Genomic DNA, 23,340 nt, shown 5'->3' with positions numbered 1-23,340 from the left:
GATATGAGGAGATCGGCTGCGCTTTCGAGCGTCGCGGTGACCGCCGTGCTGGCGCTCGCGGCCTGTGGCGGAGGCGGCGGCGCCACGACCACCCCGGGGTCCGGGTCGTCGGCGAAGGCGGCCGCCACGGGCGGCACCGTGCACTTCCTGGTCAAGGCGGACTTCTCCCACCTGGACCCCGCGCGCGGCTGGGACGGCGGCGTCAACAACTTCTTCCGGCTCATCTACCGGGGTCTGACCACGTTCGGCGCGGGCCCCGGCGCGGAGAGCACGAAGATCGTGCCCGATCTCGCCACCGACACGGGCAAGCCGTCCGACGGCGCCAAGACCTGGACCTTCACCCTCAAGGACGACCTGTTCTTCGAGGACGGCACGCCGATCAACAGCGAGGCGGTGAAGTTCGGCGCATCGCGCGGCTTCGACCCCGAGGCCGGGATCGGCTCCCCGTACGCCAAGCTGCTCCTGGACGCGCCCAAGGACTACAAGGGGCCGTACCTGTCCGGCGACCTCGACACGATCGAGACCCCGGACGCCAAGACGATCGTCTTCCACCTCAAGAAGCCCTTCGCCGACTTCCCCAGCGCGCTGGCCATGGCCAACTTCACCCCCTTCCCCAAGGGGACCGGCGCGGCGGCCGCGTTCGACACCAAGCCGATCGCGTCGGGGCCGTACAAGCTGGCGAGCTACCAGCGCGGCTCCTCGCTCAAGCTGGTGCGCAACCCGCAGTGGAAGGCCGCCACCGACAATGTCAGGGCGGCCAAGCCGGACGCCTGGGAGTGGACGTTCGGGCTGGACCCGGCCACCATCGACGAGCGCATGCTGGCCGGGCAGGGCGCCGACGCCGACGCCGTCGCGGGCACGATCCAGGCGGCGACCGTGGCGCGGGTGCAGACTCCGCAGCTCAAGTCGCGCACGCTGAGCGGGCTCAACGGCTGCACCACCTACATGGGCCTGAACACCACCAAGAAGCCGCTGGACGACGTACGGGTGCGCCAGGCGATCAACTACGCCATCAACAAGGACACCGTGGTGGCCGGGATGGGCGGTACGAACCTGGCGGCCAAGGGCACCTCCATCCAGCCGCCGACGGTCGCCGGCCGGGTGGAGTACGACCCCTATCCCACCGACGTCGAAGCCGCCCGCAAGCTGCTCGCCGAGGCGGGCCAGGCGAACGGCTTCACCCTCACCCTCGACACCCGTCCGGACCCGAAGATGTCGGCGGTCGCCGTGGCCATCCAGGAGGCGCTCAAGGCGGTGAAGATCGACGTCAAGATCAACAACATCGACACCTCCACCTACTACGAGGTGATCGGCACACCCGCGCAGCAGCACGACGCCGCCGTCACCGGCTGGTGCCCCGACTGGGCGTCCGGCGCGACGTTCCTGCCGCCGCTGTTCGACGGCCGGAACATCACTGCCAAGGGCAACGCGAACCTCGCCCAGATCAACGACAAGGCGGTCAACGCGCGCATCGACGAGATCGCCGCGATGCCCGACGTCACGGCCGCGAACGCCGCCTACGGCGAGCTGGACAAGCAGATCATGAAGCTGGCGCCGATCGTGCCCCTTGCCTACGAGAAGTACGTCATCGTCGCGGGCGCCAACATCGCCGGCGCGTACCAGTCCGCGGCGTTCTCCGGCGGCATCGATCTGGTCTCCGTCGGACTGGCCAAGCCGAGCAAGTAGCCGACCATGACCACCACCACTCTCCCCCCGGCGGGCGCCCCCGTGGCGCCCGCCACCTCGGGCCGGCGGGTCGCGGGCGCGCTGCTGCACGACTGGGCCGCCGTGCTCTCCAGCGCCTTCCTCGTGCTGATCCTGCTGATGGCGATCTGCGCGCCGCTGATCTCCGCGATCACCGGTCACGGGCCGAACGACTTCGACAGCGCCGCCATCGATACCGACCTCGGCGGGCTGCCGCGCGGCTCGCTGGGCGGGATCAGCGCCGGCCACCCGCTCGGCGTCGAGCCGCAGAACGGCCGCGACATCCTGGCCCGCATCGCCTACGGCGCGCGCGTCTCGCTGCTGATCGCGGCCGCGGCCACCGTGCTCACCACCCTGCTCGGGGTGGTGCTGGGCATGCTGGCCGGCTTCTACCAGGGCTGGGTCGACCAGGTGATCTGCCGGATCATGGACTTCCTGATGGCCTTCCCCGCGCTGATCTTCATGATCGCGATCCTGTCCTCGCTGCCGTCGGGGAACCGGCCGGTGCTGCTGGTCGTGGTGATCAGCGTCTTCGGCTGGCCCTACCTGGCCCGGGTGGTGCGCGGACAGACGCTGACGCTGGTGAACAGGGAGTTCGTCGAGGCCGCCAGGGCCTCGGGCGCCTCCACGGGGGCCCTGGTGTTCAAGGAGATCCTGCCGAACCTGCGCAGCTCACTGATCGTGATGACGACGCTGTCCGTGCCCGGCTACGTCGGCACCGAGGCGGGGCTGTCGTTCCTGGGCGTCGGCGTCACCCCGCCGACCCCGTCATGGGGGCAGATGATCTCCAGCTCGGTGGGCTGGTACGCCGTGGACCCGATGTACTTCGCGGTGCCCGGCGCCTTCCTGTTCTGCACCGTGCTGTCCCTGACCGTGCTCGGGGACCGCCTGCGTGCCGCCTTCGACGCCGGGGAGGCCTCCTGATGGCCCGTTATCTGGCCGGGCGGGTCGCCGGGATCGTGCTGATCCTGTTCCTGGTCTGCCTGTTCACCTTCGTCATCTTCTTCACGCTGCAGCCGGATCCGGCGGTGATGATCTGCGGGAAGACGTGCACGCCCGAGCGGATCGACCAGATCCACGAGGTGCTCGGGCTCGACCGGCCGTTCTTCGCCCAGTTCTGGACGTTCCTGATAGGCATCTTCGCCGGGCGGGACTACGGCTCGGGAGCCAACCTCGTCCACTGCGCGGCCCCCTGCCTGGGCTACAGCTTCCAGACCAATCAGTCGGTCTGGGAGATGGTCGTGGACCGGCTGCCGGTCAGCGCCACCGTCGCGATCGGCGCCGCGGTGCTCTGGCTGCTGGTCGGCATCGTGGCCGGGCTGGTCAGCGCGGTCAAGGAGGGCACCTGGTGGGATCGCGCCGCGATGGGGCTGGCGCTCGGCGGGTCGAGCATCCCCAACTACGTGCTGGCGCTGGCGCTGCAGTACGTGCTGGTGGTGTGGCTGCAGATCCTGCCCTTCCCGTCGGCGGTCGCCTTCTCCGACGGCCCGCTGCTCTGGTTCCAGTCGTATCTGATGCCGTGGGTCGTGCTGGCCACCGGCTACGCCTGTCTGTACGCCCGGCTGACCAGGGCCAACGTGATCGACACGCTGGCCGAGAACTTCATGCGCACGGCGCGGGCCAAGGGGCTGTCCCCCGCGCTCACCCTGCGGCGGCACGCGCTGCGGCCCGCGCTCACCCCGATCGCCACCATCTTCGGCATGGACTTCGCCGCTCTGCTGGGCGGCGCCCTCATCACCGAGACGGTCTTCGGCCTCAACGGGGTCGGCAAGATGGCCGCCGACTCGATCGCCAAGAACGACCAGCCGGTGATCATGGCGGTGACGCTGCTCGCCGCGTTCTTCGTGGTGGTGGGCAACGTGGTGGTGGATCTCGTTTACACCAGGCTGGACCCGAGAGTGAGGATCACCGCGAAATGAGCGACCTGCTTGTCGTGGAGGACCTCACCGTCACCTTCCCCACCACGCGGGGACCGGTGGACGTGGTCAAGGACGTCTCCTTCACCGTCGCCGGCGACGAGACCGTCGGCATCGTCGGCGAGTCCGGTTCCGGCAAGTCGATGACCAGCCTCGCGATCATGGGGCTGCTGCCCCGGGGCGCCGTGACCCGGGGCAGCATCCGGCTGGACGGCACCGAGCTGCTCGGCCGGGCCGACAGGGACATGCGCCGGATCAGGGGTGACCGGGTCTCGATGGTCTTCCAGGACCCCCTGTCGTCGCTGAACCCGTACTACACCGTGGGCCTCCAGATCGAGGAGGTCTACCGGGCCCACCGGGGGCGCTCGCGCAAGGCGGCGCGCAAGGTCGCGATCGAGGCGCTGGAGCAGGTGGGCCTGCCCGATCCGGAGCGGCGGGTGGACTACTACCCGCACCAGTTCTCCGGCGGGCAGCGGCAGCGCGTCATGATCGCGATGGCGCTGGTCTGCTCCCCCGCCCTGCTCATCGCCGACGAGCCGACCACCGCGCTCGACGTGACCGTGCAGGCGCAGATCCTGCGCCTGCTCGCCGACCTGCGGCGGCGGAGCGGCACGGGGATGGTGTTCATCACGCACGACCTCGCGGTGATCAGCTCGATCGCCACCCGCGTCCTGGTGATGCGCCGGGGCGAGCAGGTCGAGTACGGCACCGCCGAGCAGGTCTTCGCAGAGCCGCGGCACACGTACACGCGCATGCTGCTGGAGAGCGTCCCCCGCATCGACGACTCCCCCAACGACTCCCCCAACGACGAGGTGATGTCATGAGTGAGCCCTTGCTGAGGGCGAGCGAGCTGACCAAGCGGTTCGTCACCCGCGGGCCGCTGGGCCGCAGGACCGCCTTCACCGCGGTCGACCGGGTCAGCTTCGACGTCCGGCTCGGCGAGACGCTGGCCGTGGTGGGCGAGTCGGGCAGCGGCAAGTCGACGACCGCCCGCATGGTGGCCCGGCTGATGGAGCCGAGCGCGGGCACCCTTACGTTCGAGGGCGAGGACGTCACCGCCGCCAAGGGGCCCGCGCTGGCCCGCTACCGCGCCAACGTGCAGGTCGTCTTCCAGGACCCTTACTCCTCGCTGAACCCCCGCCACACGGTCGAGCGCATTCTGATGGCGCCGCTGGTCTACCAGGGGATCCCGCCGACCGGCGGGAAGCGGGCGCACGCCCGTGAGCTGATGGAGCGGGTCGGGCTCGACCCGGACCACTCGCAGCGCTACCCCGCGCAGTTCTCCGGCGGTCAGGCCCAGCGGATCGGCATCGCCCGCGCGCTGGCCGTGAACCCCAAGCTGGTGATCTGCGACGAGGCGGTGTCCGCCCTGGACGTCTCCGTGCAGGCCCAGGTCATCGAGCTGCTGCGGCGGCTGCAGGCGGAGAGCGGCTTCAGCTATGTCTTCATCGCCCACGACCTGGCGGTCGTCCGGCAGATCGCGCACCGGGTGGCGGTCATGAGCGAGGGCAGGATCGTCGAGCAGGGCCCGTCCGCCCAGGTGTTCGGCGACCCTCAGGACCCGTACACCCGCACGCTGCTGGCCGCCATCCCCCGCATCAATCCCGAATGGGACCGCAGGCGCCGTGAAGGGAGCCTCCGTTGACCACGTACACGATCCCCGGGATGCGCGTGCGCGACCACGTGGTGCCGGTGCCCCTCGACTGGTCGGACCCCGATGGGGACACGATCACGGTCTTCGCCCGGGAGCTGGCCGATCCGGTGCGGGCCGCCGAGGACCTGCCGTGCCTGCTGTACCTGCAGGGCGGTCCCGGCGGTAAGGGCCCGCGCCCGATCGGCACGAACGGCTGGCTCGGCCAGGCCCTCAAGACGCACCGGGTGATCCTGCTCGACCAGCGCGGCACCGGCCGCAGCTCCAGGATCGACGGGCGGGTCATCAGCGCGTTCGAGAGCGCGTGGGAGGCCGCCCTGTATCTCGCCCATTTCCGGGCCGACTCGATCGTCGCCGACGCCGAGCACCTGCGGACGGCCCTCTTCGGCGGCCGTCGCTGGGAGACGCTGGGCCAGAGCTACGGCGGGTTCATCACGCTGACCTACCTGTCGCGGGCGCCGCAGGGGCTGAGCGCCTGCTACGTCACCGGCGGCCTGCCCGCCCTGGAGCCGGACGCCGCCGAGGTCTACCGGCGCACCTATCCCCGCGTCGCGGCCAAGAACGCCGAGTTCTACCGCCGCTACCCGCACCACCGCGAGACCGTGGCCCGCCTCGCCGACCGGCTGTCGGCCGAGGACGTCCTGCTGCCGGACGGCGACGTGCTCACGGTGCGGCGGCTGCAGTCGCTCGGCATCGACTTCGGCATGAAGCCGGGGTACGAGCGCATGCACTGGCTGCTCGACGAGGCGCTCGACGGCGAGCACCCGACGGAGACCTTCCTGCACCAGGTGCTGGCCCGCTCTTCCTACAGCGACAACCCGCTGTTCGCCGCGCTCCAGGAGAGCATCTACGGCTCGGCCCGGGGCGCCACCGGCTGGGCCGCCGAGCGCGAGCGCGCCCGCCACCCAGCCTTCGCGGAGTCGGCTAGACCACTGCTGTTCACCGGGGAGATGATGCACCCCTGGATGTTCGAGGAGATCCGCGCGCTGCGCCCGTTCCGCGCGGCCGTGGAGCTGCTGGCCTCGCGGACGGACTGGCCGCCGCTCTATGACCCGGTACGACTGGCCGCCAACGAGGTGCCGCTGTCCGCCGCCGTCTACTACGACGACATGTACGTGGATTCCGGCCTGCAACTGGACACCGCCGCCCGGATCGGCAACGCCCAGGCGTGGGTCACCAACGAGTACGAACACGACGGCCTGGGCGAGGACCGCGTCTTCGCCCGGCTGACCGGACTGGTGCGGGACCTCGGAGGAGGCATCACAGGTGACTGACGACCATAAGCCGCCGAAACTTATCGATATCCCGGCGTTCACCGACTACATCGGCAAGGGCTGGGACATCCCCGACCGCACCCCGACCGTCGTCCCCGGCGCCGCCGAGGCCGCCGCCGCCCACCGGTTACGGCTCGCCGCCGCGCTCCCCGGCCGGACCGTCGTGGTGGCCGCGGGCCGGGCCCCGGTACGCAGCAACGACACCTCCTACGACTTCCGCCCCGGCAGCGACTTCTACTGGCTCACCGGCTGCGTGGCCGAGGAGGCTGTGGCGGTGGTCAGGGACGGCGACACGGTCGTGTACCTGCCCGTCCCCGCCTATCCCGGCGAGACGGGGTTCTTCGCCGACGCCGCCCGCGGCGAGCTGTGGGTGGGCGCGGCCCCCGGTCTGGGCGAGTGGTCGGCGGCGCTGGGCGTCCAGGTCAGGCCGCTGGCGGACTTCGACGGCACGGTCTCCACCGATGAGGACGTCGCCAGGACGCTGGCCGAGCTGCGCATGATCAAGGACGACTGGGAGATCGGCCAGCTCCGGGAGGCCGTGGACAGGACGGTCGAGGGCTTCGCCGCCGTGCTCGCCGAGATCCCGGCCGCGATCGCCGGGGCGGGCGAGCGCTGGCTGCAGGGCACGTTCGACCGGTACGCCAGGGCGTACGGCAACGGCCCCGGCTACGCGACGATCGTGGGCAGCGGCCCGCACGCCCCGACCCTGCACTGGGTGCGCTGCGACGGCCCGGTGCTGCCGGAGGAGCTGCTGCTGCTGGACATGGGCGTGGAGGTACGCAGCCACTACACCGCGGACGTCACCCGCACCTTCCCCGCCTCCGGCACCTTCTCCCCCGCCCAGCGCCAGGTGCACGACCTGGTCGAACGGGCACACCGGGCGGGACTCGCGCAGGCCGGCCCCGGCCACCGGTTCACCGACTTCCACCACGCCGCCATGGAGGTCATCGCCCACGGGCTGGACGACTGGGGCATGCTGCCCGTCTCGGTGGACGAGGCGCTGTCTGAGCACAGCCAGCACCACCGCCGCTACCTCATCTGCGGCATCGGCCATCATCTCGGGCTGGACGTACACGACTGCGCCAAGGCCGCACCCGAGGCGTACCACGGGGCGCTCATCGAGCCGGGCATGGTGTTCACCGTCGAGCCCGGCCTGTACTTCCACGCCCACGATCAGACCGTGCCGCCCGAGCTGCGCGGGATCGGCGTGCGCATCGAGGACGACCTGCTCGTGACGGCGGACGGCATCGAGGTGCTCTCCGCCGCGCTGCCCCTGTCCGCGAGTGGCCTGGAGAACTGGCCAAAAAACGGCGAATGATACGAAACCACAGAAACTCCGGAGTCTGATCGTGTACGTTCCATCGTTTGCACGGCAGTGATCACATTCCGGCAGTAGGGGTTAAAGCATGTCTTCGTGGCCCGAGCGGCTCGAAACGGCGATCGGCATGTGGCGGCAGGGTGACCTGGACGGCGCGGCGGCGGTGGTGCGGGAGGTCGTGGTCTCCGGCGACGCGACAGTCGCCCTTGAGGCCTCACATCTGCTCGGCCGCCTCCTGCAGGACAGAGGTGATCTGGAAGGCGCGGGGGCGGCGCACCGTTCGGTGATCGCCTCGGGGCATCCGGTGTTCGCGCAGCGCTCCGCGATCTCCCTCGGCCTCATGCTGGTCGACGCCGAGCAGTGGGCGCTGGCCTGCCGCCCGTTGCGGCTCGCCGCCTCGGGTGCCGACGCCGACCTCTCGGTGATGGCCGACGTCGCCCTCGTACGCGTGCTACAGCGGCTCGGCGACCTGGACGGCGCCGCGGAGGCGCTGGCGCGGGCCAGACGCGGCGACCACCCCGGGGTCGCCGAGCTCACGGAGGGCCTGGAGGACACGCGGTGGCCGGACGACGGCGGCGAGCGTGAGCGCGAGGCCTGGGACGCGTTCGAGGCCATCACCGGGCTGCTCGACGAGGACGACGGCTCGAACGACGAGATCATCCTGACCGGCCTGAACCGCATGCTCGCCCACGGGATGCCCGAGCTCTGCTCCCAGGCGGCGTTCCGGCTGTACTCGATCTACGCCGACCGGGCGGAGTTCGAGGACTGCCGCCGCGTCATGGAGCACGCGATCGCGGTCGGCGATCCGGCCGAGCGCGGCCTGGCCGAGAAGCTGCTCGGCGCGGTCCTGTTCGACCTGGGCGAGCTCGTCGAGGCCCGGGACGCCTACCGGCGCGCGGCCGAGGATCACCGGCCGGAGATCCGGCTCGACGCGCTCATCCAGGAGTCGAAGTTCACCCGCGAGCTCGGCGACGAGGAAGGCGCCCGGGCCGTCCTGTGGCGGGTGGTCGAGTCGGGGCACCCGCGGTTCGCGCTGGAGGCGCGGGCCTGCCTGGGCCAGGTGTACTCCGAGGCCGGGGAGGTGGACGAGGCGCTCGCCTGCTGGCGGGTGGTGCTCGGCGGCGACTCGGACTTCCACCAGGGCGCCGTGGCTTGCCTGGGCCTGCTGCTGCACGGGCTGGCCGGGGACGACCCGCGGCGGGCGGAGGTCGTCGCGCTGCTCGGGCAGGCGGCCGAGCTCGACGACGCCGACGTGGCCTTCCAGGCGCGGATGACGCTCGCGTACGCCGAGGGCGCCGTACGCGGCCCGGACGAGGCGCTGGAGCAGGCCGTCGACGACTGCGACGCCGCACTGGAACTGATCCGCGCGGACGACCTCGCCCAGGCCCGCGTGCTGCTGCGCCGGGTGATCGACGCGGATGTCCCGCTCCAGTCCGCGCGTGCCTGCGCCATGCTGGCCACCCTGGAGTACGGCGAGGGCGACGTGGAGCAGGCGTACGAGCTGCTCGAGTACGTCGCGGACGGCGACGACTACGTCAACGGCTTCGCCGCCGCCGTGAACCGTCACCTCATCGCCGAGATCGGCGGGGCGCATCCGTCGCTCACCACCGAGAGCGGCGCGCCAGACTCGGCGCTCACCACCGAGAGCGGCGCGCCACGCCCGACGTCCGCCACCGGCGGCGGGGCGCCGCATCCGATGCTCGCCGCCCTGGTCGGTTACCAGCGGCTCGGCCGTGAGGCGGGGATCGCGGCCTATCAGGAGTGCGCCGGGCATCCGGACCCGGCCGTGTCCGCGCTGGCCAAGAGCATGCTCGCGCAGGTGTACGTGTCACTCGGGGTGCCGCGTTCGCAGGGGATCGAGCTGCTCGGCGAGGCCGCCGCGGCCGGCGATCCGCTGGCGCTCTCGCACGCCGCCGTCATCTCCTCGATCATCCGCGACGGCGACGAGGACGAAGAGCTCGTCGAGCTGCTGCGCCGCGCCCACGCGCACGGCCATCCGGCGCTGGCGCCGTGGGTGGCCCACGCGCTGGGCGCGGCGCTCGAAGGTCAGGACGACGCCGACGGAGCCCTGGCCGCCTACGCGTCCGTCCGCGAGCATCCGGGCCTGGGTGCCGAGGCCGAGGCGAAGCTGCTGCACATCCTGGAGACCCGTCGCGACCTGCCCGGCGTTGCGGCCGTACACGAGCGGATCATGGCCCGCGGCGACCGGCTCCGGGCACCGCGCAGCGCCTGGCTGCTCGGGTTCACGCGGGTCCGCATGGACGACTTCGAGGCCGCGCGCCACGCGTTCGACCAGGTCGGCGCGGACCATCCGGAGCTCGGCGAGGACGGCGTGTTCGCGCGCGGGCTGCTCGGCCACGACTTCGCGGGCGCCTCGGCCGTGCTGGCCGCCATCGGGGAGCGCGGTGACGACCACCGCTCGTTCATGAACACCTGGCTCGCGCTGGAGGCCGCCCACGCCTGGCAGCGCGCCGGGGACGTGGCGGCCGCCGACGCCGCGCTGTCCCTGGCGATCGCCTGCGGCCATCCGGAGCGCGTCCAGGAGGCCGCGCTGTATCTCGGCGCGCTGCGCAACGACGGGGGCGACCTCGCCGGCGCCGCCGCGGCGTGGACCGTCGCCGCCGACGGGGACAACGAGCACCAGGCGATGGTGGGCGCGAAGAGCCTCGGTGAGGCGCTGGCCTCACTCGGCGACCTGGTCGGCGCCGCCACGGCCTACCGGCGGGCCCTGGACGCCCTGGACCCGGACGACGACGACTACGTCCGGCTCCTGGACGTCCTGACCGGGGTACTCGTGGCCGCGGGCCAGGTGGCCGAGGCCCGGGACCTCCAGGTGTCCGCGACCGGCGACGGGCCGCACGTGCATCTGGTCATCGGCGCCGCGCTCGAAGAGGCCGGCGAGCTCGACGCGGCCGCCGCACAGTACCGGCAGGCGATCGACGGCGAGCCCGGCTCTGAGCCGGACATCGAGGTCGCCGCCACGGCGGGGGTCATGCTGGCCAGGCTGCTCGGCCGCCGGGGCGAGGCGGGGCGGGCCGCCGAGGCCGCCGCACGTGCCATCGCCTCCTTCGAACGGCTCGCCGCGGCGGGTGACGCGTCCTCCGGGGAGAACATCCCGCTCATCGCGTACGAACTCGGCGGCTACCTGACCGAAGCCGGAGACGCGGAGGGCGCGCGTACGGCGTACGAGCGGGCCGCCACCGCGGGCGACCCCTCCATCCGGCTGCCCGCCAAGGAGCGCCTCGGCACCGCGAGCCCGGACGAACTGGCCATGCTCCGGCTGCACGAGAACGACCGGGCGGGAGCGCTGGAGCTCTTCACCCAGGCGTACGGCTCACCGGCGATCGCCGAGCTGCACATCACCCTGTACGAAGGCGACCTCGCGGAGGTCCGGCCCCTGCTGGAGCGCGCGACGACCGCTGAGCGGGCAGAGGCGGCCGACCTCGTCCTCGGCGCCGCGCTGAAGCGGCTGCGCGCCGACGCGGACGGCGCACGCGAGCTGTACGAGCTGGTGCTGGAGTTCGGTACGCCCGAGCAGGTGGCCATCGCCTGCGACAACTTCGGCCTCGCCTACGACCTGGCCGGAGACACCGACGCCGCCGCCGAGACGCTCACGCTGGGCGCGGCCGTCGATCATCCGGCCGCGCTGACCTGCCTGCGCCGCCTGCTCGGCGTCCTGGCGCTGCGCGGGGACGTCGACGTCCTGGAGGCGGCCGCGCGGCGCGCGGTCGGCAGCGGCGACGCCGAGACGGTCACGCTGGGCGTCTGGACGCTGGGCGACGTGGCCAAGGCCCGCGGCGACCTCGCGGGGGCGGCGGCGGGCTATCGCGAGGCGATCGAGGGCGCCGACCCGGACACCGTCCCCTACATCCGGGTCGAACTCGGCCAGACACTCCACCAGCTCGGCGACACGACGGCCGCCCACCGCGAGATGGAAGCGGTGCTGACCTGCGACAACCCCGGCCAAGTACTGCTCGCGGGCATCCACCTGGGCGCCTGGCTGGCCGAGGACGGGCGGCTGGCCGGCGCTGCCGAGGCGTTCGGCGCCGCCGCGGCCGCCGGTCTCCGCCATCCAGCCCCGGGAGAACACGACCGCGAGTACCACGGGATGGCCCTGAACAACCTGGCCGCCGTCGCCTACGAGGCCGCCGAGGCGGGCGACCACACCGTGGCCGTCCGCGCACTGCACCTGGGGGCCGCGGGCGGGGCGCACGGCGACGCCGTGGAGTTGGCCAAGGAGCACGCGTCGGCCGCCACCGAGCGAGGCGACCTGGACGCCGTCCGCACGTACTACAAAGGCGCCGCCGCCTTCCCCCCGGACGGCGACCCGCGCCTGCTGATCAAGCTCGCCGAACTCCTCACCGAGCACGGCTCCCCGGCCGAGGCCCGCGCGCTGCTGGAGCCCCTCACCACCGCGGACGACCCGCGCGTACGGCTGGCGGCGACCACGCAACTGCTGCCCCTGCTCAAGGAGATGGGCGAGGAGTACCTGGCCCTGGAACTCGCCGCCCGCGCCGCCGGCCACCCAACCCCCCAGCCCCCACTGGACGAACAGGACATCGTCGTCCCCGCCGGACTGCCGGGCAGCACGGAAGAGGACGAGGATGACGAAGGGGACGAGCGCCGGCGGGCCGAGCTGTTCTCCATCCTTGAGACGTACGGCGACGAGGAAGGCCCGGGCACGCTCGACTCCCTGAGCTGGCTGATGCGCAACCAGTCCGGCACCCCCACCGCGGGCGCCGCGGGACGGCAGGTCATCCGGGCCGCCCGCGAGAGCGTCGCGGACGACTCCGCCGAGGCGCGCGCGATGCTGGAGCTGGTCGTCGAGTACGGCGATCCGGAAGAGGTGGCCACCGCCTACGACGACCTCGGCGACATCGCCTGGTATCACGACGACGACATGGAAGCCGCCGTCGCCGCCTACCGGAAGGGCTCCGAGGTCGATCATCCGGCCGCGCTGACCCCGCTGCGCAGCCTGATGCTGGCGCAGTTGCAGGTGAAGGACTTCGACGGCGTCGCGGCGACCGCCCAGCGCGCGGTGACCAGCGGCGACATGGAGACGATGGCCGCCGGTTACTGGATGTGGGGCGACGCCCGCCGGCACCGCGGCGACACCGACGCCGCCGTACGGCTGTACCGGCAGGCCGTCAACCTGGGGTCCGCGGAGCTCACCCCGCGTATCCGCGTCGACCTGGCCCGTACGCTGCGCGACCGTGGCGAGGGTGAGGCGGCCCGCGCCGAGCTCGGCGGCGCGGCTGACAGCGGCGACACGGATGTACGCGCGCAGGCGGGCAACCTGCTCGGCAAGTGGGCGTTCGAGGACGGCGACCTGGCGGCCTCGGCGGAGGCGTTCGGCCGGGTGGCCGCCATCGAGGTGGGCCCGGACGACCCCGACCTGCTGTCGGAGCTGGTCGAGATGGCCGCCGACAATGTGATCGTGGTCGCCAACCGGGCCTTCACCGAGGGCGACCACCAGGTGGCGGTCCGCGCGCTGGCGCTGGCCGCCCGGGCGGGCGAGGCGCAGGAGGCGCTCAAGGTGGCCGGGAAGCGCGCCACCGAGCTGGCCGAGGCGGGCGACCGCGCGAGCGCGGTGCTGTACATCGAGAGCGCCGTGGGCTTCCTGCCCGATCCCGACCCCGACCTGGAGATCCAGCTGGCCGATCTGTACGCCGCCGCCGGCGAGATCGCCGAGGCGCGGGCCAGGTACGAGCGGCTGGCCGACCACCCCGACGCCCATGTACGGCTGGTCGCCAGTGGCCGGCTGGTCCCGTTGCTGCGCGTGGCGGGAGACGCCGCCGGCTTGGCGGACGTCACCCAGCGCCTGACGGACGACGCCGCCGAAACCGACCTGGACCCGGGCGCGCAGGCCCTGCTGGCGAGCGTGCTGGGCCTGATGCAGAACGAGCACGGCGACAGTGAGGGCGCGCTGCGCACGTTGCGCCAGGCCGCGGCGAGCGGCGAACCAGCCGCCCTGGTCACGCTGGGGCAGGCGCTGGTGGACGCGGGTGAGGTGGCGGAGGCCCGAGAGGTGCTGGGCCGCGTCTCCGAAGCGGACAGCAGGCTCGGCCGCCGCGCCCTGGTCCTGCTCGGCCAGACCTATCACGACGAGGACGCGGGCCGGGCCCGCGAGCTGTACCAGCGCGTCGTGGAGATGGCGGGTGAGGCCGGCGGGTTGGCGACGGTGGTCGCCAAGATGTACCTGGGGTCGCTGGCCAAGCGGGAGCGTGACTGGCCCGAGGCGCTGCGCTGGTACCAGCAGGTGATCGACTCGGGCGACGAGAACCAGGCGCCGCTGGCGGCCGCGCACCTGGGCGAGCTGGCGTACTGGCTGGGCGACCGCGGCTCGGCGGTGCGCTACTACGAGCTCACCCTGGCCACCGACACGCGGCAGCCCGACCTGGTGGGCGAGGCCGCCTACCGGCTGGGCGAGATCAAGCACGGCGACGGCGACCTGGACCTGGCCAGGAAGCATCTGCGGCGAGCGGTCGAATCGGGCGACGAAGGCTTCGCCGCCCAGGCCCAGACCCTGCTCGCCAAGCTCGGCGAGGGAGCCTGACAGCGAGGGAGCCTGACGCGGCTAGGCCAGGCGCAGGACGCCCTCCACCGCGGCCAGGGAGAGCGTCTTGTAGCCCACCGAGTCGAACAGGACCGTGATCCGGTCCGGCTCGCGGCGCATGACCGTCCCGCGCCCCCACGCGTTGTGCTCGACCTTCGCGTGCAGCGGGAACGGCCCGTCCCCGGTCGCGAGGGGCTCCGCGCCGTCCTGGCAGGTGTCGCAGGTGCCGCAGGCCGCGTCGTACGGTTCGCCGAAGTACTCCAGCAGGAAGCGGCGGCGGCACCCGGTCGTCTCCGCGTAGCCGCGCATCATGTCGATCCGCGAGTCGTCGACGCGATGGCGGATGTCGTCGAGCTCCACCGCCCGCGCGGCGGCCCGCTGCGGCGGCGGGCCGCCGCGCGCGTAACGCAGGTCGCCGGAGTCGGTGACCGTCACCGCCTCGGCCTGTTCCAGCAGGTTGACCAGGCTCGTCAGTTGCGAGGCGCTCACTCCCAGCAGGGCGCGCAGCTCGGTGGCGGGTACGGTGCCGCCGTGCTCCTTCACCAGGGTCGCCACCCGGGACAACGCCTCCGCGTCGGCCCGGCCGCTGGCGAAGAAGCGGCGCAGGCCGAGATCCTCCGAGCGGTAGAACAGCACGGCCGAAGCGGGCTTGCCGTCCCGGCCCGCCCGGCCGATCTCCTGGTAGTAGGCGTCGGGCGACTCGGGCGGCGACGCGTGCAGCACGTAGCGGACATCGGGCCGGTCGATGCCCATTCCGAACGCCGACGTGGCCACCACGGTGTCCACCGCGCCCGCCGTGAAGAGCCCGTGGACGCGGGTCCGCTCGGCCGTCCGCATCCCGGCGTGGTACGGCTCGGCGTGGCGGCCCAGCCCGGTCAGCAGCGCGGCGTACTCCTCGGCCTCGCGCCGGGTGGCGACGTAGACCAGGCCGAGCCCGTCGAGGGACGCGGCGTGCTCGGCCAGGGCCTGGCTCTTGTCGTCGTCGGTGACGAACCGGCGCACCTCCAGCCGGATGTTGGGCCGGTCGAACCCCCGCACGATCTGCACCGGGTCCTTCAGGCCGAGGGAGCGGACGATCTCCTCCCGGACGTTCGGCGCCGCCGTGGCGGTCATCGCCACCACCGGCGGGTGCCCCAGGCGCTCGATGACCTTGCCCAGCCGCAGGTAGTCGGGGCGGAAGTCATGCCCCCACGAGGAGACGCAGTGCGCCTCGTCGACCGCGATGAGCGACGGCTTCGCCTTGGCGAGCTGGGCGACGACATCGGGCTTGGCGAGTTGCTCGGGCGACAGGAACACGAACTCCGCCTCCCCCGCCGTGACCTTCTCCAGCCCCGCCTTGACCGAGGAGGTGGAGTTGACCGCCACGGCGCCGCCCGCGTCGGCCTTCTGCAGGCCCATCACCTGGTCCCGCTGCAGCGCGATGAGCGGCGAGACGACCACGGTCGGGCCGTCGCGCAGTTGCGCGGGCACCTGGTAGACCGCCGACTTGCCGGCGCCGGTCGGCATGACCAGCAGCACGTCACGTCCGTCGAGCAGGTGTTCCATCGCCTCCTGCTGGCCCGGCCGCAGGTCCTGCCAGTCGAACGTCTGCCGGGCCGTCGCCCGCAGCCGCCGTCCCCGCCGCCCGAACCTGCTGTTGAGCCTCGCCAGTAATCCCATGCACCCCTCCTGGTTGTGCGCGGCCAGTACCCGCAGGCGCGCCCGCCGAACTCAGCGCGGCGCCCATTCGGGCAGCCAGCCGGGCCGGTGGCGGTAGCCGTACGCGAGGAGCTGGAGAACGTCGCAGGCCGGCCCCCTGTCACAGCTCTCGCCATGGCCGTGCTCGGCGAGCAGCCGCAGCTCGGCCTCACAGCGGGCCAGCACGTCACGGGGATCGTGGCGGGCGATGTGCACGGCGTCCCTCATGGACGGGCCGTCACCGGCGTCGCCGGTGATGCAGACCGCGCCGCGGAAGGCCGACGGGTCACCGAAGCCGACGAACTCCTGCCCGTTGGTCATGGTGACGAAGTCCTCGCCGTCGTACCACTCCCTGACGGGGTCGTAGGACCACGGGCCGGGAGTCGCCGCCCCGGCGGTCGTGCTGTCGGCCTCGATCGTGGCGCGGAGCCAGGACAACAGATCGGTCAACGCTCGGCCCCGGTGTAGGTCCAGCCACCCTCGTGCCGGACGAAGCGGCTGTGCTCTTCCATGCTTCCCGGCTCGCCGGCGTCGGTGTAGTGGGCACGGAAGCGGACGGTGCCCTCGGTGTGGAAGACGGTGCCCCCGGTGGTCTCGAGTATCTCCAGGCGGGTCCAGCGCGTCGCCCGGTCCAGGTCGAGGCGCGGCGGGCGGGCCGCCGGATGCCAGGTGCGCAGGAGATATCCGGCATCGCCGACGCTGAAGGCGCTGAAGCGCGACCGCATGAGCGCCTCGGCCGTGGGCGCGGCGGCCAGGCCGCGGTGCAGCCGCCCGCAGCACTCCTGGTAGGTCGCCGGCAGGCCGCACGGGCACGGGGCGGAGGCGGGTTTCGCGTCACGTCGGGGCACGCCTCTCATTCTGCCTGCTCCCGAGGACCTTCAGCGCCCGCGGAATATCAGCTGGAACTGCCGGCGCGGCCACTTGCGGCGGAACGCCACCCGCTCGTTGACCTGGGGAAAGGGCTCGTCCGGCACGGGGACCCCGAGGAAGGCGCACAGCGGCCCCCAGCCCTCCCGGACGTCGAAGACCAGCAGCCGCCCGGCCGGGATCGCCGCCCGCACCTCCGCGACGTGCCGTTCGAAGACCTCCACGATGTACGCCGGATCGTCGATGCGGCCGTCGAAGATCCGGTCCATGACGGTCGCCCTGGCCATGCGCGGGTAGAGGGCGAAATCCGGCACCCGGCGCGCCACCAGCCACCGGATGATCCGGCGGCGCACCGGCAGCGGGCGGCGTTCGGCCAGGGCGCTGGCGAAGATGGTGTCGCTGACGCTGTCGTACCACCGCTTCGGGTCGCGGACGGTGAGGATGACCTTCGCCTCGGGATAGTGCTCGGCCAGCTCCCGCCAGTAGGAGGCGGCGGGCCAGTCCACCGCCGACTGGAAGCCGGCGAACATCTCGTCCCAGTCATGGGCACGGCCCTCGCCAACGTCGAGCCACTGGCGGACCCGGAACGGCTCCGCGATGACCACGGACATGTGGTAACAGGGGCCGTAGCCCAGCATGTCCAGCGCCGCCTTCAGCGACGCCGTGCCCGTCCTGCCGAAACCCGCACCGATCACCTTCACATCGCGCTCCCGTCTCTGATCGGTCTCTGATGTGCGCTGCCTAACGTCTCGGTGGGACGACAAGCCGGTTATATGACCAATAAACGATCACTGCAAGGGTGAGGAGCCGATCATGTTGTTCCCGCATCCTCTGCTCGACGCGCTGCGGGACTCGCCCGGGAGCCCGGCCTTCGAGCACGGTTCCCGGACCGTGTCGCGCGGTGAGCTGCTGGCGCTGATCCGGCGGCTGGCGGGCGCGCTGGCCGCGGCCGGGCTGGGGCCCGGCCGGGGCGTCGCCGTCCGGACCGGCGTCTCGCCGGAGGCGTTCGCCGCGCACCTGGCCGCGCACGCGCTCGGCTGCCGTGTCGTGGGGGTCCGGCCCGGATACCCGGCCGGGCAGCTCGCCCACGTGCTCGGCATGGAGATCGACGCCCTCCTGGTCGACGGGTCGACCGCGACGCCCGGACTGCTCACGGCCGCCGGGCCGCTGCCCGTGCTGCCGTTGGCGGAGTTGCTGGCCCGCCCCGACGACGGCCGGCCCCTCACCGTCACGGCCCGCCCGGACGACGTGGCCGCCCTGACCTTCACCAGCGGCAGCACCGGGCGGCCCAAGGGCTGTGCGATCACCTACCGCGCACTGAGCGGGCACTGGGCGTGGCAGCCCCGCGTCTGGGGCCCGGTCGCGGCCGAACTCGCCGCCGCCTTCGAGCGCTACCTGCTGTTCGGCACGCTGGCCAGCATGGTCGTCCTGGAGTTCCTGGCGCCGTGCCTGCTGGGCGGCGGCACTGCGGTGATCCCCGAGGACGACGGGCGGCCCGTCTTCCCGTACGCGATCGAGCGCTACCGGATCACCGGCTCCATCATCACCGTGCCCCGGCTGTACCAGATGCTCGGCCTGCTGCGCGATGAGGCGGTGGACGTCGGCAGCCTGCGCGCACTGATGGTCTCCGGGTCGCCGATCAGCCCGTCCCGGCTGGCGGCCGCGGCGAAGCGGCTCGGTCCCGTGATCTACCAGGGGTACGGCCAGACCGAGGCGGGCAACATCGCGATGCTCACACCCGACGACATCGCCCACGGCCCGGCCCGCCTGCTGGCCTCGGTCGGCCGGCCGCATCCGGGGGTCGAGATCAGCGTCCGGGACGAGGCGGACCGGGAGGTGGCCGCGGGCGGGACCGGCGAGATCTTCGTACGCAGCCCGTACCTGATGTCCGGCTACTGGGGGCAGCCGGAGGAGACCCGCGACACGCTGCGGGACGGCTGGCTGCGCACCCGCGACCTCGGCCACGTGGACGAGGAGGGCTACCTGTACCTGGTCGGCCGGACCCGCGATGTGATCATGGTCAACGCGATGGTGGTGTACGCGGGGCCGATCGAGCAGGTGCTGACCGGTCATCCCGACGTGGACGAGGCGTACGTGGCCGGGGCGCCGGACGAACTGACGGGGGAGGCCGTCCACGCGTTCGTGGTGCCGGCCGCCGGGCGGGACCCGGACCACGACGCGCTGACCGCCCTGGTACGCGCCGAGCTCGGCGCGGACAGCGTCCCCCGGACGATCACGGTGGTGTCCGCCGTCCCGGTCGCCGCGAGCGGCAAACCGGACAAGCGTGCCCTGCTGGACCGGCACGGCGGGCGGATGTTCTGAGCATTTTCTGAGAATTGCCAGCCAACACTGCTGTTGTCCGTTCAACCACATCGCTGTGACGGAGGCATCCGTGCCGGACAACGCCCTCGACTATCTGGTGATCGGCGCCGGCCCGGCGGGACTGCAGCTGGGATATTTCCTGGAGAAGGCGGGGCGGTCGTACCTGATCCTCGAAGCCGGTCCCACGCCGGGCATGTTCTTCCGGACCTTCCCCCGCCATCGCACGCTCATCTCGATCAACAAGAAGCACACCGGATCCTCCGACCCGGAGCTCAACCTCCGGATGGACTGGAACTCCCTGCTGTCGGATGACCAGGACCTGCTCTTCACCCGCTACAGCGACCGGTACTTCCCCGCCGCCGACGACATGGTCCGCTACCTCGCCGACTTCGCCGCCGCCTGGGGCCTGCGGATCGTCTACGACGCCCGCGCCGCCCACATCACCCGCGCGCCCGGCGAGGGGCCCTTCCAGGTGAGCGACGAGCGCGGCCGGACGTACGAGGCGAAGCGCCTGATCGTCGCGGCGGGGGTCACCCGGCCCAACATCCCGGAGATACCGGGCATCGAGACGGCCGAGCCCTACGGCATCGCCGCCACCGACCCGTCCGGCTACGTCAACCAGCGGGTGCTCGTCATCGGCAAGGGCAACTCGGCCTTCGAGACGGCCGACAACCTGGTGGAGACCGCCGCGGTGATCCACGTCGCGGGGCCGAACTCCGTACGGATGGCGTGGCGCACCCACTTCGTCGGGCACCTGCGCGCGGTCAACAACAACTTCCTCGACACCTACCAGCTCAAGTCCCAGAACGCGGTGCTGGACGGCTCGGTCAGGCGGATCGAGCAGCAGGCCGACGGCTCGTACCTGGTGACGGTGAGCTTCGCCCGCGCCGACGAGGTCACCAAGGACATCCCGTACGACCGGGTGATCGTCTGCACCGGCTTCCGGTTCGACGCCTCGATCTTCGATGACGGGTGCCGCCCGGAGCTGATGATCCAGGACAGGTTCCCGGCGCTCACCCCCGCCTACGAGTCGGTCAGCGTACCCGGCCTCCACTTCGCCGGGACGCTGACGCAGTCCCGCGACTTCAAGCGCGGCACCAGCGGCTTCATCCACGGCTTCCGCTACGGCACGCGCTCGCTGCACCGCATCCTGGAGAACAGGTACCACGGCGTCCCGTGGCCGGCCCGCGAGCTCGCGGCCACCCCGGAGGCCATGGCGGCGGCGGTGCTCGAACGGGTCAACCGCTCCTCGGCGCTGTGGCAGCAGTTCGGCCTGATGGCCGACGTCATCGTCCCCGACGGCCGGGGCGGGGCGCGCTACCTGGAGGAGCTGCCGGTCGATCTGGAGGGCCCGCCGATCGGCGACGGCGGCCACTACGCGATCACGCTGGAGTACGGCCCGGAACACGACAAGGTGGACCCCTTCGACATCGCGGTCGGCCGGATCCGGCAGAGCGACTCCGCCCGCGCCCACGAGGGCCACTACCTGCACCCGGTGGTGCGGCATCACCGGCCCGGCACGCCGCCCGCCGTCCACCACATCACCGAGAACCTGGAGAACGAGTGGACCTCCCCCGAGGTGCACCTGGAGCCGCTCCGGGCCTTCTTCGCCCGCCAGGTCGCCTCGGTACCGGCGTGATGGAGACCTTGGACGAGTTCGAGGCCGCGGCCCGCTCTCGCCTCGATCCCGCGTACTACGACTACTTCGCCGGCGGGGCCGGTGACGAGGTCACGCTGCGGGCCAACGAGGCGGCCTTCGACCGGCTCGCGCTGCTGCCGCGGGTGCTGCGCGGCGCCGGGAAGCTCCAGCTCGACGTCACCCTGCTGGGCAGCCACGCGGCCATGCCCGTGCTGGTGGCGCCGACCGCCTTCCACCGGCTCGCCGACCCCGAGGGCGAGCGGGCCACGGCGCGGGCGGCCAGGACCGCCGAGACGATCATGATCGTCAGCATGGCGTCCACGGTCGCCGTCGAGGACGTGGCCGCGGCGGCGCCCGGGGCCGAGCTCTGGTTCCAGCTCTACCTCCAGCCGGACGCGGCCTTCACCGAGACGCTCGTCCGGCGGGCCGAGGCGGCCGGCTGCAAGGCGCTGGTCGTCACGGTGGACTCCCCCACCCTGGGGGCGCGGGCCCGGGACCGGCGCAACGGCTTCCACGACCTGCCCGAGGGCATGTGCTGCGAGAACCTGCGCGACGGCGCGCGGGTGCGGCCGATCGTCATGTCACCGGAGCTCTCCTGGGCGCACATCGACCAGCTCAGGGAGATGACGGGGCTGCCGATCGCGCTCAAGGGCGTCGCGCATCCCGCCGACGCGCACCTGGCGCTCGACCACGGCGTCTCCGCGCTGCTGGTCTCCAACCACGGCGGCCGGCAGCTCGACACGGTCCCGGCGGCCATCGACCTGCTGCCGGACATCGTGAGCGCCGTCGGCGGAGCCATCCCCGTGCTGCTGGACGGCGGTGTCCGGCGGGGCACCGACGTGCTGAAAGCGCTGGCGCTGGGCGCCGCGGCGGTCGCGGTCGGCCGTCCGGTGATCTGGGGCCTGGCGGCGGACGGCGAGCGGGGCGCGGGCCGCGTGCTCAGCCTGCTGCGCTCGGAGGTGGAGCGGGCACTCACCCTGTGCGGCTGCGCGTCGATCGACGAGCTCGAACCGGGGATGGTGCGACGCGCATGCTGACCGTGGTGGCTGGGGCGCTCGCCGTCATCGCCGTGCTGAGCCTGCCGTGGTGGCTGCCCGGCCGGGTCGTGGCGCTACGGGTACGCCTGTTCAACCGGGTCAACGGGGACGAGGGCATCCCCGTGCCCGGCGACCTGGTCGGCGTCGAGCGGTTCAGGGAGGTCTACTCCCACCCGGCGGCCGGTGGCCGGAGCAAGGGCGCCGCCCTGTCGGACCTGTTCTGGTACTGGCTGGCGCCCGGCCCCGAGATGCACCAGGAGCACCTGGAGGCGGGGGAACGGTATGACGCCGTCGCCCGGGCCACGCGCGGCTTTATGTCCGTACCGCGTACGGAAGCGGAGGAGCTGACCCGCCGCTGCGTCGCGCGGACGCTGCGGGACGCGCGCGGGCTGGTCCGGCTGCGCGACCTGATGATGCCGCTCTGGGCGGAGTTCTCCTACGAGCTCGTCTTCGGCAGGCGGTGCCCGCGGGTGGCCCGCGACCTGATCATCGGCAACGCGAACGACGTCGTCACCGCGCTCAAGGGCTGCGGGCTGCGGCACATGGACCGGCGCGACCGGCTGACCCGCTATCTGGTGGACCAGTTGCCGCGGGTGCGGCACCCGCTTCCCGAGGGCTTGTCGGCCAGGGAGCAGGCGCTGTACCTGCAGGGAGCCTTCTTCAACACGGCGGTCGTCCAGTTGTCGGAGGCCATGGCCCACCTGCTGATGGTCCTCGCCCAGCACCCGGACGTACAGGCCAGGGCGCTGGCGAGCGGCCCCCGCTACCTCGACCAGGTGATCTCGGAGACGCTCCGGCTCTACCCGCTCTTCGGCGTCGCCCACCGCGTCACCACCGGCGAGATCCCGCTCGACGAGCAAACGGCGATCCCGGCCGGCTCGGTGCTGTGCTTCAACTACCCCGAGTTCCACCGCGCGGGCTTCACCGACCCCGGCCGCTTCGACCCGGGCCGATTCGACCATGAACGCAGCCATCCCGACCACGCCTCGGCCCGGGAGCTCAACCACATCCCGTTCGGCATCGCCGCCAACCGGCCCTGCCCGGCCTGGCGGCTGGCGCCGATCGCCATGCGGGTCGCGGCGGAGGAAATCCTGCGCCTGTACGCCCTGGACTCCACCGCCGCCCACACCCGGTCCCTGCCCAACCGGGGCCCGTGCCTGCTCACCCCGCGGTACGCCCCCAGGAGTGCCGCCCACCGGCCGCTGCTGCTGTTCGTACGCTTCCGCGACCGGTGGGAGGACGTCTGGCGCAGCCTCGTCCAGCTCGTCCTCGGCAGCTACATGGTCTGGGACGCGCGCAGGCAGCGGCTGTGCGAGCGCTATTTCGCGGATGACGGCCAGCCGGTCTCTCACTGATCGTCCGGATTACGAGCGGAGAAA

General features: G+C 72.4%; 16 protein-coding genes. 12 read left to right on the top strand and 4 right to left on the bottom strand.

What is annotated here, in order from left to right; all coding sequences use genetic code 11:
- The first annotated feature begins 3 nt into the window (after window positions 1-3).
- The 8 genes from AB0B91_RS28430 to AB0B91_RS28395 all read left to right on the top strand — a co-directional run bounded on the left by AB0B91_RS28430 (window position 4) and on the right by AB0B91_RS28395 (window position 14,419).
- Complete coding sequence (locus AB0B91_RS28430; RefSeq protein ID WP_358325733.1) at window positions 4-1,686, top strand: ABC transporter substrate-binding protein; 1,683 nt, start codon at window positions 4-6, stop codon at window positions 1,684-1,686.
- A gap of 6 nt (window positions 1,687-1,692) precedes the next feature.
- A complete protein-coding gene (locus AB0B91_RS28425; RefSeq protein ID WP_358325730.1) occupies window positions 1,693-2,628 on the top strand; it encodes an ABC transporter permease in 936 nt (311 codons plus the stop codon).
- Window positions 2,628-3,623, top strand: a complete 996-nt coding sequence (locus AB0B91_RS28420; RefSeq protein ID WP_358325727.1) for an ABC transporter permease — start codon at window positions 2,628-2,630, stop codon at window positions 3,621-3,623. Before AB0B91_RS28425 ends, AB0B91_RS28420 begins: the two co-directional genes overlap by 1 nt.
- Window positions 3,620-4,444: an ABC transporter ATP-binding protein gene (locus AB0B91_RS28415; RefSeq protein WP_358325725.1), complete on the top strand. Its 825-nt coding sequence runs from the start codon at window positions 3,620-3,622 to the stop codon at window positions 4,442-4,444. Before AB0B91_RS28420 ends, AB0B91_RS28415 begins: the two co-directional genes overlap by 4 nt.
- Window positions 4,441-5,265: an ATP-binding cassette domain-containing protein gene (locus AB0B91_RS28410; protein WP_358325722.1), complete on the top strand. Its 825-nt coding sequence runs from the start codon at window positions 4,441-4,443 to the stop codon at window positions 5,263-5,265. The genes AB0B91_RS28415 and AB0B91_RS28410 overlap by 4 nt, the downstream gene beginning before the upstream one ends.
- Complete coding sequence (locus AB0B91_RS28405; protein WP_358325719.1) at window positions 5,262-6,545, top strand: alpha/beta fold hydrolase; 1,284 nt, start codon at window positions 5,262-5,264, stop codon at window positions 6,543-6,545. Before AB0B91_RS28410 ends, AB0B91_RS28405 begins: the two co-directional genes overlap by 4 nt.
- The gene (locus AB0B91_RS28400; protein WP_358325716.1) at window positions 6,538-7,863 is read left to right on the top strand and encodes an aminopeptidase P family protein; all 1,326 of its coding nucleotides are present in this window, start codon (window positions 6,538-6,540) and stop codon (window positions 7,861-7,863) included. Before AB0B91_RS28405 ends, AB0B91_RS28400 begins: the two co-directional genes overlap by 8 nt.
- 88 nt (window positions 7,864-7,951) lie before the next feature.
- Complete coding sequence (locus AB0B91_RS28395) at window positions 7,952-14,419, top strand: hypothetical protein (protein WP_358325713.1); 6,468 nt, start codon at window positions 7,952-7,954, stop codon at window positions 14,417-14,419.
- 21 nt (window positions 14,420-14,440) lie between these two features.
- On the opposite strand, the gene AB0B91_RS28390 is transcribed toward AB0B91_RS28395, so the two are convergent.
- Genes AB0B91_RS28390 through AB0B91_RS28375 form a run of 4 tightly spaced genes read right to left on the bottom strand, consistent with a single transcriptional unit; the run spans window position 14,441 to window position 17,664 of the window.
- Entirely contained in the window at window positions 14,441-16,078 is a 1,638-nt protein-coding gene (locus AB0B91_RS28390) for a RecQ family ATP-dependent DNA helicase (protein WP_358325710.1), read from the bottom strand.
- Between the two features lie 51 nt (window positions 16,079-16,129).
- Window positions 16,130-16,546, bottom strand: a complete 417-nt coding sequence (locus AB0B91_RS28385) for a DUF6221 family protein (RefSeq protein ID WP_358325707.1) — start codon at window positions 16,544-16,546, stop codon at window positions 16,130-16,132.
- Window positions 16,543-16,944, bottom strand: coding sequence for a YchJ family metal-binding protein (locus AB0B91_RS28380; protein ID WP_358325704.1), 402 nt, complete (start codon window positions 16,942-16,944; stop codon window positions 16,543-16,545). The genes AB0B91_RS28385 and AB0B91_RS28380 overlap by 4 nt, the downstream gene beginning before the upstream one ends.
- Window positions 16,945-16,974: 30 nt before the next feature.
- Window positions 16,975-17,664 (bottom strand): sulfotransferase family protein, encoded by a 690-nt coding sequence (locus tag AB0B91_RS28375; RefSeq protein ID WP_358325702.1) that lies wholly within the window; start codon window positions 17,662-17,664, stop codon window positions 16,975-16,977.
- 112 nt (window positions 17,665-17,776) lie between these two features.
- Here AB0B91_RS28375 and AB0B91_RS28370 point away from each other — a divergent pair, with 112 nt between their 5' ends.
- The 4 genes from AB0B91_RS28370 to AB0B91_RS28355 all read left to right on the top strand — a co-directional run bounded on the left by AB0B91_RS28370 (window position 17,777) and on the right by AB0B91_RS28355 (window position 23,316).
- The gene (locus tag AB0B91_RS28370; RefSeq protein WP_358325699.1) at window positions 17,777-19,285 is read left to right on the top strand and encodes an AMP-binding protein; all 1,509 of its coding nucleotides are present in this window, start codon (window positions 17,777-17,779) and stop codon (window positions 19,283-19,285) included.
- Window positions 19,286-19,355: 70 nt separating this feature from the next.
- Window positions 19,356-20,924, top strand: a complete 1,569-nt coding sequence (locus AB0B91_RS28365; protein ID WP_358325697.1) for an NAD(P)-binding domain-containing protein — start codon at window positions 19,356-19,358, stop codon at window positions 20,922-20,924.
- Window positions 20,924-21,961, top strand: a complete 1,038-nt coding sequence (locus AB0B91_RS28360; RefSeq protein WP_358326034.1) for an alpha-hydroxy acid oxidase — start codon at window positions 20,924-20,926, stop codon at window positions 21,959-21,961. Before AB0B91_RS28365 ends, AB0B91_RS28360 begins: the two co-directional genes overlap by 1 nt.
- Complete coding sequence (locus AB0B91_RS28355; RefSeq protein WP_358325694.1) at window positions 21,955-23,316, top strand: cytochrome P450; 1,362 nt, start codon at window positions 21,955-21,957, stop codon at window positions 23,314-23,316. The genes AB0B91_RS28360 and AB0B91_RS28355 overlap by 7 nt, the downstream gene beginning before the upstream one ends.
- Window positions 23,317-23,340: the final 24 nt, after the last annotated feature.

This window comes from Nonomuraea sp. NPDC049141 (genome assembly GCF_040648415.1).
Classification (GTDB): Bacteria; Actinomycetota; Actinomycetes; order Streptosporangiales; family Streptosporangiaceae; genus Nonomuraea.
The sequence above is the reverse complement of the archived record's forward strand: the minus strand, read 5'-3'. Positions and strand labels throughout refer to the sequence as shown.